General features: G+C 65.6%; 11 protein-coding genes. 6 read left to right on the top strand and 5 right to left on the bottom strand.

Annotation, left to right across the window (positions count from 1 at the left end; all coding sequences use genetic code 11):
- Window position 1: 1 nt before the first annotated feature.
- Both aceF and aceE read right to left on the bottom strand, forming a co-directional pair.
- Window positions 2–1705 carry a dihydrolipoyllysine-residue acetyltransferase gene (aceF, locus tag ACIGHN_RS18250; protein WP_396505451.1) on the bottom strand — a complete coding sequence of 568 codons (1704 nt, stop codon included), beginning with the start codon at window positions 1703–1705 and terminating at the stop codon, window positions 2–4.
- Window positions 1706–1723: 18 nt separating this feature from the next.
- Window positions 1724–4441 (bottom strand): pyruvate dehydrogenase (acetyl-transferring), homodimeric type, encoded by a 2718-nt coding sequence (gene aceE, locus ACIGHN_RS18245; protein WP_056421380.1) that lies wholly within the window; start codon window positions 4439–4441, stop codon window positions 1724–1726.
- A 166-nt stretch (window positions 4442–4607) separates the two neighbouring features.
- Between aceE and ACIGHN_RS18240 the strand changes: the two genes are divergently transcribed.
- The 5 genes from ACIGHN_RS18240 to ACIGHN_RS18220 all read left to right on the top strand — a co-directional run bounded on the left by ACIGHN_RS18240 (window position 4608) and on the right by ACIGHN_RS18220 (window position 11616).
- Window positions 4608–7169: a PAS domain S-box protein gene (locus ACIGHN_RS18240; protein ID WP_056421381.1), complete on the top strand. Its 2562-nt coding sequence runs from the start codon at window positions 4608–4610 to the stop codon at window positions 7167–7169.
- Window positions 7166–7792, top strand: a complete 627-nt coding sequence (locus ACIGHN_RS18235; protein ID WP_056168907.1) for a response regulator transcription factor — start codon at window positions 7166–7168, stop codon at window positions 7790–7792. The genes ACIGHN_RS18240 and ACIGHN_RS18235 overlap by 4 nt, the downstream gene beginning before the upstream one ends.
- A gap of 88 nt (window positions 7793–7880) precedes the next feature.
- Window positions 7881–8735, top strand: coding sequence for a bifunctional methylenetetrahydrofolate dehydrogenase/methenyltetrahydrofolate cyclohydrolase FolD (folD, locus tag ACIGHN_RS18230; protein WP_396505450.1), 855 nt, complete (start codon window positions 7881–7883; stop codon window positions 8733–8735).
- 90 nt (window positions 8736–8825) lie between these two features.
- Entirely contained in the window at window positions 8826–10871 is a 2046-nt protein-coding gene (locus tag ACIGHN_RS18225) for a M3 family metallopeptidase (RefSeq protein WP_396505449.1), read from the top strand.
- A gap of 88 nt (window positions 10872–10959) precedes the next feature.
- A complete protein-coding gene (locus ACIGHN_RS18220; RefSeq protein ID WP_082486124.1) occupies window positions 10960–11616 on the top strand; it encodes a glutaredoxin family protein in 657 nt (218 codons plus the stop codon).
- A 111-nt stretch (window positions 11617–11727) separates the two neighbouring features.
- Here the strand turns inward: ACIGHN_RS18220 and rpiA are convergent, their stop codons facing one another.
- Window positions 11728–12417 (bottom strand): ribose-5-phosphate isomerase RpiA, encoded by a 690-nt coding sequence (gene rpiA, locus ACIGHN_RS18215; protein WP_396505448.1) that lies wholly within the window; start codon window positions 12415–12417, stop codon window positions 11728–11730.
- 47 nt (window positions 12418–12464) lie between these two features.
- Between rpiA and ACIGHN_RS18210 the strand changes: the two genes are divergently transcribed.
- Window positions 12465–13523 carry a quinone-dependent dihydroorotate dehydrogenase gene (locus ACIGHN_RS18210; protein WP_396505447.1) on the top strand — a complete coding sequence of 353 codons (1059 nt, stop codon included), beginning with the start codon at window positions 12465–12467 and terminating at the stop codon, window positions 13521–13523.
- Window positions 13524–13598: 75 nt separating this feature from the next.
- Here the strand turns inward: ACIGHN_RS18210 and ACIGHN_RS18205 are convergent, their stop codons facing one another.
- On the bottom strand, window positions 13599–13931 hold the full coding sequence (locus ACIGHN_RS18205; RefSeq protein ID WP_396505446.1) for a hypothetical protein: 333 nt from the start codon (window positions 13929–13931) through the stop codon (window positions 13599–13601).
- Window positions 13931–14326: a phage holin family protein gene (locus tag ACIGHN_RS18200; RefSeq protein ID WP_056423341.1), complete on the bottom strand. Its 396-nt coding sequence runs from the start codon at window positions 14324–14326 to the stop codon at window positions 13931–13933. Before ACIGHN_RS18200 ends, ACIGHN_RS18205 begins: the two co-directional genes overlap by 1 nt.
- Window positions 14327–14337 lie beyond the last annotated feature (11 nt).

Below are 14337 nucleotides of genomic sequence, written 5' to 3'. Positions count from 1 at the left end.
GTTACAGCAGGATGCGGCGGTAGTCCGCCAGCACCTGGCCCAGATAGGCGTTAAAGCGCGCAGCCGATGCACCGTCGATGACGCGGTGGTCGTACGACAGCGACAGTGGCAACACCAGGCGCGGCACGAACTGCTTGCCGTCCCACACGGGCTTGGTCTGGCCCTTGGACAGGCCCAGGATGGCCACCTCAGGTGCGTTGATGATGGGGGTGAAGTGCGTGCCGCCGATGCCGCCCAGCGAGCTGATCGACATGCAGCCGCCCTGCATGTCGGCAGCGCCGAGCTTGCCGTCGCGGGCCTTCTTGGCCAGTTCGCCCATCTCCTGGCTGATCTGGATGATGCCCTTCTTGTCGGCGTCCTTGAGCACGGGCACCACGAGGCCGTTGGGCGTGTCGGCCGCAAAGCCGATGTGGTAGTACTGCTTGTAGACGAGTGTGTCGCCGTCCAGGCTGGTGTTGAACTCAGGGAATTTCTTGAGCGCGGACACCACGGCCTTGATCACGAAGGCGAGCATGGTCACCTTGACGCCGCTCTTCTCGTTCTCCTTGTTGGTGGAGACGCGGAAGGCTTCGAGTTCGGTGATGTCGGCCTCGTCGTTGTTGGTGACGTGGGGGATCATCACCCAGTTGCGGTGCAGGTTGGCGCCGCTGATCTTCTTGATGCGCGACAGGTCCTTGCGCTCCACCGTGCCGAACTTGGTGAAGTCGACCTTGGGCCAGGGCAGCAGATCCAGGCCTGCGCCGGAGCCACCGCTGACGCCCGCGGGCGCCTTGGCGGCCTGGGCCTTGGTCTGGGTGGCGCCGCTCATCACCTGCTTGGTGAAAGCCTGCACGTCGTCCTGGCTGATGCGGCCCTTGGGCCCGGTGCCCTTGACCTCGTCGAGCGGCACGCCGAGTTCGCGGGCGAACTTGCGCACGGAGGGCGATGCGTGCGGCAGGCCGGGGGTGGGCGTGCCGGGCTGGTGGGCAGGCACGGCCGCCGCTGCCGGGGCAGGTGCTGCCGCAGCGGCCTGGGCCGGAGCCGGTGCTGGGGCCGCAGCCTGGGCTGCAGGCGCAGCAGCAGCAACCGGGGCGGCGGCAGGTGCCGGCGCAGATGCCGCAGGCGCGGCTGCACCTTCCAGCACCGCGACCAGGTCGCCGATGTTCACGGTGTCGCCGATCTTGACCTTGAGTTCCTTGAGCACGCCAGCGGCGGGCGAAGGGATCTCCATGGAGGCCTTGTCGGACTCCACGGTGAAGAGCGACTGCTCGACCTTGACCGTGTCGCCGACCTTGACCAGCATCTCGATGATGGCCACGTCCTTGAAGTCACCGATGTCGGGGACGCGCACTTCCACCGGGCCCGATGCAGCGGCCGGCGCCGCTGCAGGAGCGGGAGCCGGTGCTGCGGCCTGGGGTGCTGCAGCGGGTGCGGGTGCAGATGCCGACGCGGGTGCTGCAGCCGGAGCGGCCGCAGGAGCGCCAGCGTCTGCCGCTTCGAGCACGACGATGACGGAGCCCTGCTTGACCTTGTCGCCGACGGCGGTCTTGATCTCCTTGATCACGCCCGCGTGGCTCGACGGGATTTCCATCGATGCCTTGTCCGATTCCACCGTGATGAGCGACTGCTCTGCCTTGACGGTATCGCCAGGCTTGACGAGCAGCTCGATCACGCCGACTTCGTCGAAGTCGCCGATGTCCGGGACTTGAATGTTGACCAATGCCATTGTTGTCTCCGGTTCGATTTATGCGTAGAGCGGGTTGACCTTGTCGGCCTGGATGTTGTACTTGGCGATGGCTTCTGCCACCTTGGCCGCAGGCACCTTGCCTTCTTCGGACAGCGCCTTGAGGGCCGCCACGACGATGTAGTGGCGGTTGATCTCGAAGTGCTCACGCAGCTTGCTGCGGAAGTCGCTGCGCCCGAAGCCGTCGGTGCCCAGCACCTTGTAGGTGCGCCCAGCCGGGATGAACGAGCGGATCTGGTCCGCATAGTTCTTCATGTAGTCGGTGGATGCGACCACGGGGCCCGTGGTCTTGCCCAGTTGCTCGGCCACGAAGGACGTGCGTGGGGTTTCCGTGGGGTGCAGCAGGTTCCAGCGCTCCACGTCCTGGCCGTCGCGGGCCAGTTCGTTGAAGCTGGGGCAGCTCCAGATGCTGGCGGCCACGCCCCATTCCTTTTCGAGCAGTTCCTGGGCGAAGAAGGATTCGCGCAGGATGGTGCCGCTGCCCAGCAGTTGCACGGTGGGTGCGTCTGCCGCCAGGGCGGGCGCCTGCTTGCACAGGTACATGCCCTTGATGATCTGCTCTTCCGTGCCGGGCTGCAGGCCGGGCATGGGGTAGTTTTCGTTGAGCAGCGTCAGGTAGTAGAAGACGTTTTCCTGGCGCTCGACCATGCGCTTCAGACCGTGGTGCATGATCACGCCGACTTCGTGGGCGAAGGTCGGGTCGTAGCTCACGCAGTTGGGGATGGTGCCGGCCAGGATGTGGCTGTGGCCGTCTTCGTGCTGCAGGCCTTCGCCATTGAGCGTGGTGCGTCCGGACGTGCCGCCCAGCAGGAAGCCGCGGGCCTGCATGTCGCCCGCCGCCCAGGCCAGGTCGCCGATGCGCTGGAAGCCGAACATCGAGTAGTACACGTAGAACGGGATCATGATCCGGTTGTTCGTGCTGTAGCTGGTGGCAGCGGCGATCCAGCTGGCCATGCCGCCGGCTTCGTTGATGCCTTCCTGCAGGATCTGGCCGGCCTTGTCTTCCTTGTAGTACATCACTTGGTCGCGGTCGACCGGGGTGTACAGCTGGCCCTTGGGGTTGTAGATGCCGATCTGGCGGAACAGGCCTTCCATGCCGAAGGTGCGGGCCTCGTCCACCAGGATGGGCACGACGCGCGGGCCCAGGGCCTGGTCGCGCAGCAGCTGCGTCAAGAAGCGCACGTACGCCTGGGTCGTGGAGATTTCACGGCCTTCGGCGGTGGGCTCCAGCACGGCCTTGAAGGTGTCGAGCGAGGGCACGGTGAAGCTCTCTTCGGCCTTGGGCAGGCGCTTGGGCAGGTAGCCGCCCAGGGCCTTGCGGCGCTCCTGCAGGTACTGCATTTCCGGCGTGTCGTCGGCCGGCTTGTAGTAGGGGATGTCGGCCAGTTGGCTGTCCGGAATCGGGATGTTGAAGCGGTCGCGGATGTACTTGATGTCTTCGTCCGACAGCTTCTTGGTCTGGTGCACGGTGTTCTTGCCTTCACCGGCCTTGCCCATCCCATAACCCTTGACGGTCTTGACCAGCAGCACCGTGGGCTGGTTCTTGTGCTCGTTGGCGGCGTGGAACGCGGCGTACACCTTGGCGGGCTCGTGGCCACCGCGGCGCAGCTCGAAGATCTCTTCGTCGCTCATGTGCTCGACCAGCTTGGCCGTTTCGGGGTACTTGCCGAAGAAGTTCTTGCGCACGAAGGCGCCGTCGTTGGCCTTCATGGCCTGGTAGTCGCCGTCCAGCGTTTCCATCATCAGCTGCTTGAGCTTGCCGGTCTTGTCGCGCGCCAGCAGGGTGTCCCAGCCATTGCCCCACAGGAGCTTGATGACGTTCCAGCCGCTGCCGCGGAACTCGCTTTCGAGCTCTTGCACGATCTTGCCGTTGCCGCGCACCGGGCCGTCCAGGCGCTGCAGGTTGCAGTTGACGACGAAGACCAGGTTGTCCAGGTTTTCACGCGCGGCCAGGCCGATGGCGCCCAGCGATTCGGGCTCGTCCATTTCGCCGTCGCCGCAGAAGACCCAGACCTTGCGCTTGGCCGTGTCGGCAATGCCGCGGGCGTGCAGGTACTTGAGAAAGCGCGCCTGGTAGATGGCCATCAGCGGGCCCAGGCCCATCGACACCGTGGGGAACTGCCAGAACTCGGGCATGAGCTTGGGGTGCGGGTAGCTCGAGAGGCCCTTGCCATCCACTTCCTGGCGGAAGCTGTCGAGCTGCTCTTCGGTCAGGCGGCCTTCGAGGTAGGCGCGGGCGTAGATGCCGGGCGAGCTGTGGCCCTGGATGTACAGCAGGTCGCCACCGTGGTCCTCACTGGCAGCGTGCCAGAAGTGGTTGAAGCCGGCGCCGAACATGCTGGCGACGGACGCGAACGAGCCGATGTGGCCACCCAGATCGCCACCGTCGGCAGGATTCAGGCGGTTGGCCCGCACGACCATGGCCATGGCGTTCCAGCGCATGTAGGCGCGCAGGCGCTTTTCGATCGCGATATTGCCAGGGCAATGGGCTTCCTGGTCGGCTTCGATGGTGTTGACGTAGCCCGTATTGGCGGAGAACGGCATGTCGATGCTGCTCTGGCGGGCGTGTTCGAGAAGTTGCTCGAGCAGGAAATGGGCGCGCTCAGGGCCCTCCTTGTCGATGACGGCGGACAGGGCGTCCATCCATTCACGGGTTTCCTGCTGATCGGCGTCCGTGCCGATGCCGAAACCGGCCTCTTGGTCGGGCTGAGCTGACATGTTTGTCTCCTGTAGATGTGGCAGCAAATTTAGGTCGTTGGCTCTAGTTTCGCATATTTTTTACCAATTTCAAATGGTGCTTTTGCATTTCACATTGCAAGAAAATGCTGCAAGCGCACAAAATACCGGGGCCAGCAGGGCCACGCGCCTCACCTACACTCGGAGGATGGACCCGCTGCCGACCACCTCCCCTCCCACGGCCTCCCCCGTGGCCGCCCCGATCCGCTGGTGGCGCAAGTGGTGGCGGGGGCTGTCGCCCACCCGGCAGGACCGGTTTGCCGCCCTGGCGCCGCTGGCTGCGGTGCTGATGTTTCTGGCGGCCATCGTGGCGGCGTTCTGGTATTTGAGGGCCGAAGAGGCCGAACGCGAACAGGAAGCCCTGCGCCGTGATGTGGAATACGCCCAGCAGCGCGTGCGGCTGCGGCTGCTGGAGCGCCAGGAGCAGCTCATGCGCATTGCGCGCGACCTGTCGAACCAGGAGCTGGAGCGCTCCGAATTCGTGAGCCGCGCCGAGACCCTGATCAGCCAGTACCCCGAGCTGCAGGCCATCACCTGGATCGACGAGCGCCGCCGCATCCGCGCCAGCCACGCCGCCCCCACCCTGGCCAGCAGCGAGCTGCGCATCGCGGGCGAAGTGCTCAAGCCCGGCGACACGGCGGACACCTTCGGCCTGGCACGCGACCTGCAGCAACCGGTGTATGCCCAGCCCGCGGTGACGGCGGGCGACACCACGCCGCTGCTGCAACTGCAGGTGCCCCTGAACAACCAGGGCAAGTTCAGCGGCGTGGTGCTGGGCGAATATTCCATCGACAGCCTGCTGCGCTACGGCACCCCCACCGAGGTGCTGGCACGGTATGCCGTGACGCTGCTGGACGGCAAGAACCAGGTGCTGGCCGGCACGCCGCTGGGGCCGCGCAATACCGCCACGCAGTTTCTGCCGTGGGCATCGCGTGCCAACGAATACGAAGTGCCCGTCTCGCCCGTGGGCAACGGCCTGGTGCTGAAGGCACAGGCCTACCGCACGTCCCTGGGCGTGGTGGGCAGCGGGCTGTTCTGGCTGGTGGGCACGCTCTCGGCCATGACCGCGTGGATGCTGATCGCCACCTGGCGCCACACGCGCCGGCGCATGCAGGCGCAACAGGCCCTGGTGGCCGAGACCAACTTCCGCCGCGCGATGGAGAACTCCATCCTGACCGGCATGCGTGCGCTGGACATGGAAGGCCGCATCACCTACGTGAACGCCGCTTTCTGCCAGATGACGGGCTGGAGCGAGGCCGAGCTGGTGGGCCTGAAGGCGCCCTTCCCCTACTGGCCCGATTCCGACCACGAAGCGCTGCACGCCAAGCTGCGCGACGAGCTCTCGGGCAAGACCATCGTGGGGGGCTTTCAGGTGCGGGTGCGGCGCAAGAGCGGCACCCTGTTCGACGCGCGGCTGTACGTCTCGCCGCTGATCGACGCGCGCGGCCACCAGACCGGCTGGATGACGTCGATGACCGACATCACCGAGCCCAACCGCATCCGCGAGCAGCTGTCGGCCTCGCACGAGCGCTTCACCATCGTGCTGGAGTCGCTGGACGCCTCGGTGTCGGTGGCGCCGCTGGGCAGCGAGGAGCTGCTGTTCGCCAACAAGCTCTACCGCCAGTGGTTCGGCTCGCAGACCGGCGGGCACCTGCAGCTGGTGGCGCAGGCCGGCGTGGTGCCCGTGGCCGGCAACAACCCCACGGGCATGGACGACGAGGACGGGCTGATGGGCCTGCCGACCGACCCGCTCACCAGCGCACGCACCGAGAACGCCGAGATCTATTTGCCCGACCTGGGCAAGTGGCTGGAAGTGCGCTCGCGCTACCTGAACTGGGTGGACGGGCGCCTGGCGCAGATGGTGATTGCCACCGACATCACGCCACGCCGCCAGGCCGAAGAGCAGGCGTCGCGCCAGGCCGAGCGCGCCCAGTCGGTCAGCCGCCTGATCACCATGGGCGAGATGGCGTCGAGCGTGGCGCACGAGCTGAACCAGCCGCTCACGGCCATCAACAACTACTGCAGCGGCATGGTCTCGCGCATCCAGAGCGGGCAGTTGACCGAAGAAGCCCTGCTGACCGCGCTGCAGAAAACGGCGCACCAGGCGCAGCGTGCGGGCCAGATCATCCAGCGCATCCGCGCCTTCGTGAAGAAGAGCGAACCCAACCGCACGCTGGCGGACGTGCATTCGATGGTGAACGAGGCCGTGGAGCTGGCCGACATCGAACTGCGCCGCCACAACGTGCGCCTGACGCACTACGTGGCTGCGCGCCTGCCGCCGGTGATGGCGGACACCATCCTGATCGAGCAGGTGCTGGTGAACCTGATGAAGAACGGCGCCGAATCCATCCAGCATGCCGACCGCCCGGTGGCTGGCCGCAGCGTGGAGCTGCGGGTGGTGCCCAAGACCATCGAAGACCGGCAGGGCGTGGAGTTCTCGGTGCAGGACACCGGCAAGGGTCTCGCGCCCGAGGTGCTGGAGCGGCTGTTCGAGGCGTTCTTCTCCACCAAGGCCGAAGGCATGGGCATGGGGCTGAACCTGTGCCGCAGCATCGTCGAGTCGCACCAGGGCCGGATGCAGGCGGAGAACCTCTACAATGGAACAGAGGTCATTGGCTGCAGGTTCTTCTTCTGGCTGCCGCTTGCCAAACCTGCGGATGCCACTACAAATTCTGTAGCAAACGTACAAAACCCAAGGACAATTGCATGAGCTTGATTCCGAAAAAAGGCACCGTCTATGTGGTGGATGACGACGAGGCGGTTCGCGATTCCCTGCAGTGGCTGCTGGAAGGCAAGGACTACCGGGTGCGCTGCTTTGATTCGGCCGAGACCTTTTTGTCGCGCTACGACCCGCGCGAGGTGGCCTGCCTGATCGTCGACATCCGCATGGGCGGCATGACCGGCCTGGAGCTGCAGGACCGCCTGATCGAGCGCAAGTCGCCCCTGCCCATCGTCTTCATCACCGGCCACGGCGACGTGCCCATGGCGGTGAACACCATGAAGAAGGGCGCGCTGGATTTCATCCAGAAGCCTTTCAACGAAGAAGAACTGGTCGGCCTAGTCGAGCGCATGCTGGACCACGCCCGCGAAGCCTTCGCCGGCTACCAGCAGGCCGCCAGCCGCGACGCCCTGCTCTCCAAGCTCACCAGCCGCGAAGCCCAGGTGCTCGAACGCATCGTCGCCGGCCGCCTGAACAAGCAGATCGCCGACGACCTGGGCATCAGCATCAAGACGGTGGAAGCGCACCGCGCCAACATCATGGAAAAGCTCAACGCCAACACCGTGGCCGACCTGCTCAAGATCGCCCTCGGACAGAACGCACCCAAGGGCTGAGCTGAACCAATAGCATTGCTCACATTTTCATAGCTTCTTGCGCTCTACAGACCAGCGGTAGCGGCCATTTTGATCCGGTATTTTTGACATGACAGCACAGCTCATCGACGGCAACGCCCTCTCCCGACAATTGCGCGCCGACGTGGCGCAGCGCGCAGCCGCCCTCACCGCACGCGGCCACCAGCCGGGCCTGGCGGTGATCCTGGTCGGCGAAGATCCGGCCTCGGCGGTGTACGTGCGCAACAAGATCAAGGCTTGCGAGGACAGCGGCGTGCGTTCGGTCTTCGAAAAGTACGACGCCGATCTGGCCGAAGCGAAGCTGCTCGATCGCATCGCTGCACTCAATGCCGACCCGGCAGTGCACGGCATCCTGGTGCAGATGCCGCTGCCCAAGCACATCGACCCCCACAAAGTGATCGAGGCCATCGCAACGGCCAAGGACGTCGACGGGTACTCCGTGCTGTCGGCCGGTGAGCTCATGGCGGGCCTGGACGGGTTTCGCCCCTGCACACCTTACGGCAGCATGAAGCTGATCGAATCCACGGGGCAGTCGATCAAGGGCAAGCACGCGGTCGTCATCGGCCGCAGCAACACCGTGGGCAAGCCCATGGCGTTGCTCCTGCTGCAGGCCAATGCCACCGTGACCGTCACCCACAGCGGCACGCCGGACCTGGGGTATCACACCCGCCAGGCAGACATCGTCGTGGCGGCCGTAGGCCGGGCCAACACGCTGACCGCCGACATGGTCAAGCCCGGCGCCATCGTCATCGACGTCGGCATCAACCGGAAGGCGGACGGCAAGCTCTGCGGCGACGTGGACTTCGACGGCGTCAAGGAAGTCGCCGGCTGGATCACCCCCGTTCCTGGCGGGGTCGGCCCCATGACCATTACCATGCTGCTGGTGAACACCATCGAGGCAGCCGAGCGCACTGCGGCCCGCTGAGCGCGGGCCGAAAGCCCAGACGACCACCGGCGACATGCGCTGGCTGCCTTGCAACTTGAACCTACGCCCCTCGGCGTCATCTACCTTCGCATGAGCAACGCCCTTCTCGACTTCACCGGCCTCCCCCCCTTTGACAGCATCCGTCCCGACGACGTGGCGCCCGCCATGGACGTGCTGCTCGAACGGGCCAGTGCGGCCCTGGAAACCGTCACGGCACCCGACTTCCCGGCCCGCTGGGATGCGATCGCCAAGGTGCTGGACGTGGCGACCGAGCGGCTGGGCATGGCCTGGGGCGCGGTCAGCCACCTCAACAGCGTGGCGGACACCCCCGAGTTGCGCGCCGCATACAACGCCGCCCTGCCCCGCGTGACCGAGTTCTGGACGCGCCTGGGCGCCGACGAACGCCTGTTCGCCAAGTACAAGGCCATCGACCCCGCCACGCTCACGGACGAGCAGCGCCAGGCGCACCGCAACGCCGTGCGCAACTTCGTGCTCAGCGGCGCTGAGCTGACGGGTGCCGCCAAGGAGCGGTTCGCCCAGATCCAGGAGCGCCAGGCCGAGCTGTCCCAGAAGTTCAGCGAGAACGCGCTGGATGCCACCGACGCCTACGCCTACTACGCCACGGCCGACGAGCTGGACGGCATCCCGTCCGATGTGCAGCAGGCCGCGCTCGCAGCCGCGCAGGCCGACGGCAAGGACGGCTACAAGCTCACCCTGAAGATGCCGTGCTATCTGCCGGTGATGCAGTTCGCCACGCGCAGCGACCTGCGCGAAAAGCTGTACCACGCGTACGTCACCCGCGCCTCCGACCAGGCCCAAGGCGATGCGCGCAAGTTCGACAACACGGCGCTGATCGGCGAGATCCTCGCGCTGCGCCGTGAAGAGGCCCAGCTGCTGGGCTACGCCAATTTTGGCGAAGTCTCCGTGGTGCCCAAGATGGCGCAGTCGCCCGCACAGGTCGTCGGATTCCTGCGCGACCTGGCCCGCCGCGCGCGCCCCTATGCCGAAAAAGATGTGGCAGACCTGCGCGCCTTTGCGGCAGAAAAGCTTTCGCTCTCCAATCCACAGGCCTGGGACTGGCCCTATGTCTCCGAAAAGCTCAAGGAAGCGCGTTATGCCTTCAGCGAGCAGGAGGTCAAGGAGTACTTCACGGCGCCCAAGGTGCTGGCGGGCCTTTTCAAGATCATCGAGACCCTGTTCGAGGTGTCCATCCGCCGCGACAGCGCGCCGGTGTGGAACCCCGCGGTGGAGTTCTATCGCATCGAGCGTGGCAGCACATTGGTCGGCCAGTTCTACCTGGACCAGCCGGCCCGCACCGGCAAGCGTGGCGGCGCCTGGATGGACGACGTGCGCGCCCGCTGGCTGCGCCCCGATACCGGCGTGCTGCAGACCCCGGTGGCGCACCTGGTCTGCAACTTCGCCAGTGGTGTGGACGGCAAGCCGCCGCTGCTCACGCACGACGACGTGATCACGCTGTTCCACGAGTTCGGCCATGGCCTGCACCACATGCTGACCCAGGTGAATGAACGCGACGTCTCGGGCATCGGCGGCGTGGAGTGGGATGCGGTGGAACTGCCCAGCCAGTTCATGGAAAACTTCTGCTGGGAATGGGATGTGCTCAAGCACATGACGGCCCATGTGGACACCGGCGCACCGCTGCCCCGCGCGCTGTTCGACAAGATGATTGCGGCCAAGAACTTCCAGAGCGGCATGCAGACGCTGCGCCAGATCGAGTTCTCGCTGTTCGACATGCTGCTGCACACCGAACACGACCCGGCAAAGGACTTCATGCCCCTGCTGGCCCAGGTGCGCGACGAGGTCTCGGTGCTCACGCCACCTGCCTTCAGCCGCACGGCCCACACCTTCAGCCATATCTTTGCCGGCGGCTACGCGGCAGGCTACTACAGCTACAAGTGGGCCGAGGTGCTGAGCGCCGACGCCTACGCCGCCTTCGAAGAGACCGCCGGAAGCGATGGCCTGCCCAGCACTGAGACAGGGCGCCGCTACCGCGAGGCCATCCTGGAGGCTGGCGGCAGCCGCCCTGCCATGGAGTCGTTCAAGGCGTTCCGGGGCCGCGAGCCCAATCTGGACGCCTTGCTGCGCCACCAGGGCATGGCGCAAGCGCCAGCCGCGTGAACAAGACATGGAGCCCGAAGCATGTGCGGTGTTTGTTATGCATCCCGTGCCGACGGACCAGCCCCCGAATGAGTGAGGAGAATCGAGCATGCACAAGCCCCTGACCGCCCCTTTGCTGGCATCTTTGCTGATGACACTGGCCTGTGCCGGCGCCCATGCGCAAGGCGTCTATCGCATCGTCGGTCCCGACGGCAAGGTGACGTTTTCGGACCGCCCGCCCGCGGAAGGAAACGCACAACCGGCGCGCATGACGGGCACGGCACCGGCTTCTGCCAACGACAATCTGCCGGCCTCGCTGCGCCAGGTCGCCGGTCGATTTCCCGTCACGCTCTACACAGGCAATGACTGCACACCGTGTACGTCGGCGCGTACCTTCCTGACATCGCGGGGCATTCCGTTCACGGAGCGCACGGTCACGAGCAATGAAGATATCGCAGCGCTTCAAAAATTGAGCAACAACACCAGCCTGCCGTTTGGCACGATCGGGAGTCAGCATCTCATAGGCTTCTCGGAAGGCGAGTGGTCCCAGTACCTGGACACGGCAGGGTATCCCCAGCAATCTCAACTCCCACGCAACTATCGGGCTCCGACGCCGACGCCCCTGGTGGCAGTCAAGGCGGCAGAACCAGCTGCTTCGCCTGCATCAGCGTCTGCACCGCCGGCAGCCACCAATTCACGGGTGCGGCCCCCGGCTCCTGTCAATGAAGGACCCAGTCCCAGCAACCCCGCCGGTATCCGTTTCTGATATCCACCCATTCCGCGGGTCGCAGGTGCCGACGCACTGGCGCCGCGGAGCTCCAAACACAAAGGGCCGTCATTACGGCCCTTTGTGTTTTCTGCGTGGCTCCGGAGCCGTTCAATAAGCCAAGGTTTTGACACCCTGGGCGGTACCCAGCAGGCACACCGACGCCTTCTGGTGCGCGAAGACCCCCACCGTCACCACACCGGGCCACTGGTTGATCTCGGACTCGAATGCGAGCGGGTCCTGGATGGAGAGGCCCGTGACATCCAGGATGTGCTGACCGTTGTCAGTGACCAGGGGTTGGCCGTCCTTGAGGCGCAGGCTGGCGGTGCCGCCCATCGCGGCGAACCGGCGCGTGATGTGCTGGGCGGCCATCGGGATGACCTCCACCGGCAGCGGGAACTTGCCCAACGCGGCCACGAGCTTGGATTCGTCGGCGATGCACACAAACCGGCTCGCCAATGCCGCCACGATCTTTTCGCGGGTGAGCGCAGCGCCGCCGCCCTTGACCATGTGGCCGTTGCCATCGATCTCGTCGGCGCCGTCGATGTAGACCGCCAGCGATTCGACCTCGTTCGCATCGAACACCGGGATGCCCAGGGCCTTGAGGCGCTCTGTGCTGGCCACCGAGCTGGAGACCGCGCCCTTGATCTCGTCCTTCATGCCGGCCAGCGCATCGATGAACTTGTTCACCGTGGAGCCTGTGCCCACCCCCACTATCTCGCCGCGCACCACGTATTGCAACGCGGCTTGGCCTACCAGGGTCTTGAGTTCGTCTTGGGAGAGGGAGGTGGAGGTCGTCATGAGAGAAAATCGGAGGTTATTGCGCAATTATCCCCCGCCACACCTCCATGTCCCTGATCCCCTACGCCCTGACCCGCCCTTTCCTCTTCGGCCTGGATGCCGAAGCTGCGCATGAACTCACCATGGACATGCTGGCCCGCGGTCAGCGCACCCCACTGCAGTGGGCCTGGTGCAACGAGACGGTGGACGACCCCGTGCAACTGGCCGGGCTGACCTTTCCGAACCGCGTCGGCATGGCGGCAGGCCTGGACAAGAACGCCCGCTGCATCGATGCGCTGGGCGCCATGGGGTTTGGTTTTGTAGAGGTGGGCACCGTCACCCCGAAGGCGCAGCCTGGCAACCCCAAGCCACGCATGTTCCGCCTGCCCGAAGCCCGTGCGCTCATCAACCGCCTGGGGTTCAACAATGAGGGGCTGGATGCCTTTTTGCACAACGTGCAGCAGGCACGTTTTCGCACCACGCAAGCCCGACGCCACCCCCTGCTGCTGGGCCTGAACATCGGCAAGAACGCCACCACCCCCATCGAGAACGCCACCAGCGACTACCTGACCTGCCTGGAGGGCGTGTATCCCCATGCCGACTACGTCACGGTCAACATCAGCTCGCCGAATACGCAGAACCTGCGCGCCCTCCAGAGCGATGCGGCGCTGGACGCCTTGTTGGGGGCCATCGCGGAGCGCCGCGAAGTCCTGGCCACGCGCCATGCCCGGCGCGTGCCCGTGTTCGTGAAGATTGCGCCGGACCTGGATGAATCGCAGGTCGCCGTGATTGCAGCCACCCTGACACGCCATGGCATGGACGGCGTGATCGCCACCAACACCACCATCGTGCGCACTGCCGTGCAAGGCCTGCGGCACGCCGAGGAAACGGGGGGGCTGAGCGGCGCACCCGTGCTGGAGGCCAGCAACCAGGTGATCCGGCAGCTGCGTGCAGCGCTGGGGCCGCAGTTTCCCATCATCGGCGTCGGTGGCGTGATGAGCGCGCAAGACGCTGTGAGCAAGATCCGCGCGGGAGCGGACGTGGTGCAGATCTACACCGGCCTCATTTATGAAGGCCCGGCTCTGGTGGTCAAAGCGGCCAAGGCCATCAAGGCCATGGCGCGATAGGCAACCTTCTCGCCGGCCGGAAGGCAAAAAAAAGCCGCTGTACGACAGCGGCCTCGGGATGCACTCGCGCAGCGCTCAGCGGCGCAGCCGCATCAACAGCGGCAACACCACGCCAGCCCAACGGATCAGACGACGAGGCCCCGCCACCAGGCCCACACCCGCCATCGCGACCATGGCCACGGGATGTTCGCGGGCAAAACCCGCCAGGCGCAGTGCCATGGACTCATCGATGCCGCCCGCGCCCTCACGTTGCCGTGACAGCGCCACGGACTGGGCCCGCGCAACCCGGCGCGCACGCAGGCGCGCGCGCTGAGTGGCAATGCGATCAATGACCTTTTGCTGCGCATCCGTGGGGGGCGGAAGGTCCGCCACGTCAGGGACGGCAGTGGTTGGAGATGCGGCGGCCATTACAAACGCTCCTTGATGTCACGCCAGTCTTGCGCCAGTTCTCGGCGGGTCAATGCAAAGCCATCACTGGCCCGCTTGGCCACCGAAACGAGCGACAGCAATGTTGCGCCCCATCCGGCCACCCAGACACCTGCAACGATCCAGGCCACCAGCGTACGCTGTGGCGTGTCCCAAAAATGCACGAGGACGGCCAGAGAGAGCATGATCAGCGCCACCACCGTGAGGCCTGCAACCAGAATGGTCAGCACCAGCATTTGCTGCAAGCGCTGCTTCTGGTCCTGCCACTCCAGGCGCGCCAGATCCATGCGGTCTTCGGCCGCGATGGCAGCCTCGATGACGTTGGCACGCCACCGGGACACCAAGCTTTCCAGCCCCAGAATGGACAACCAGTTCATGGACGGTCTCC

The sequence above is a fragment of the Acidovorax sp. NPDC077693 genome, from assembly GCF_044542805.1.
Lineage (GTDB): Bacteria > Pseudomonadota > Gammaproteobacteria > Burkholderiales > Burkholderiaceae_C > Acidovorax.
Note: the sequence above shows the minus strand (reverse complement) of the source record. Positions and strands in the feature narration are given on the sequence as shown.

Bases quoted from the DNA above. Each gene is read 5' to 3' on its own strand.
- aceF (WP_396505451.1), bottom strand. From the start codon at position 1,705: ATGGCATTGGTCAACATTCAAGTCCCGGACATCGGCGACTTCGACGAA.
- aceE (WP_056421380.1), bottom strand. From the start codon at position 4,441: ATGTCAGCTCAGCCCGACCAAGAGGCCGGTTTCGGCATCGGCACGGAC.
- ACIGHN_RS18240 (WP_056421381.1), top strand. From the start codon at position 4,608: ATGGACCCGCTGCCGACCACCTCCCCTCCCACGGCCTCCCCCGTGGCC.
- ACIGHN_RS18235 (WP_056168907.1), top strand. From the start codon at position 7,166: ATGAGCTTGATTCCGAAAAAAGGCACCGTCTATGTGGTGGATGACGAC.
- folD (WP_396505450.1), top strand. From the start codon at position 7,881: ATGACAGCACAGCTCATCGACGGCAACGCCCTCTCCCGACAATTGCGC.
- ACIGHN_RS18225 (WP_396505449.1), top strand. From the start codon at position 8,826: ATGAGCAACGCCCTTCTCGACTTCACCGGCCTCCCCCCCTTTGACAGC.
- ACIGHN_RS18220 (WP_082486124.1), top strand. From the start codon at position 10,960: ATGCACAAGCCCCTGACCGCCCCTTTGCTGGCATCTTTGCTGATGACA.
- rpiA (WP_396505448.1), bottom strand. From the start codon at position 12,417: ATGACGACCTCCACCTCCCTCTCCCAAGACGAACTCAAGACCCTGGTA.
- ACIGHN_RS18210 (WP_396505447.1), top strand. From the start codon at position 12,465: ATGTCCCTGATCCCCTACGCCCTGACCCGCCCTTTCCTCTTCGGCCTG.
- ACIGHN_RS18205 (WP_396505446.1), bottom strand. From the start codon at position 13,931: ATGGCCGCCGCATCTCCAACCACTGCCGTCCCTGACGTGGCGGACCTT.
- ACIGHN_RS18200 (WP_056423341.1), bottom strand. From the start codon at position 14,326: ATGAACTGGTTGTCCATTCTGGGGCTGGAAAGCTTGGTGTCCCGGTGG.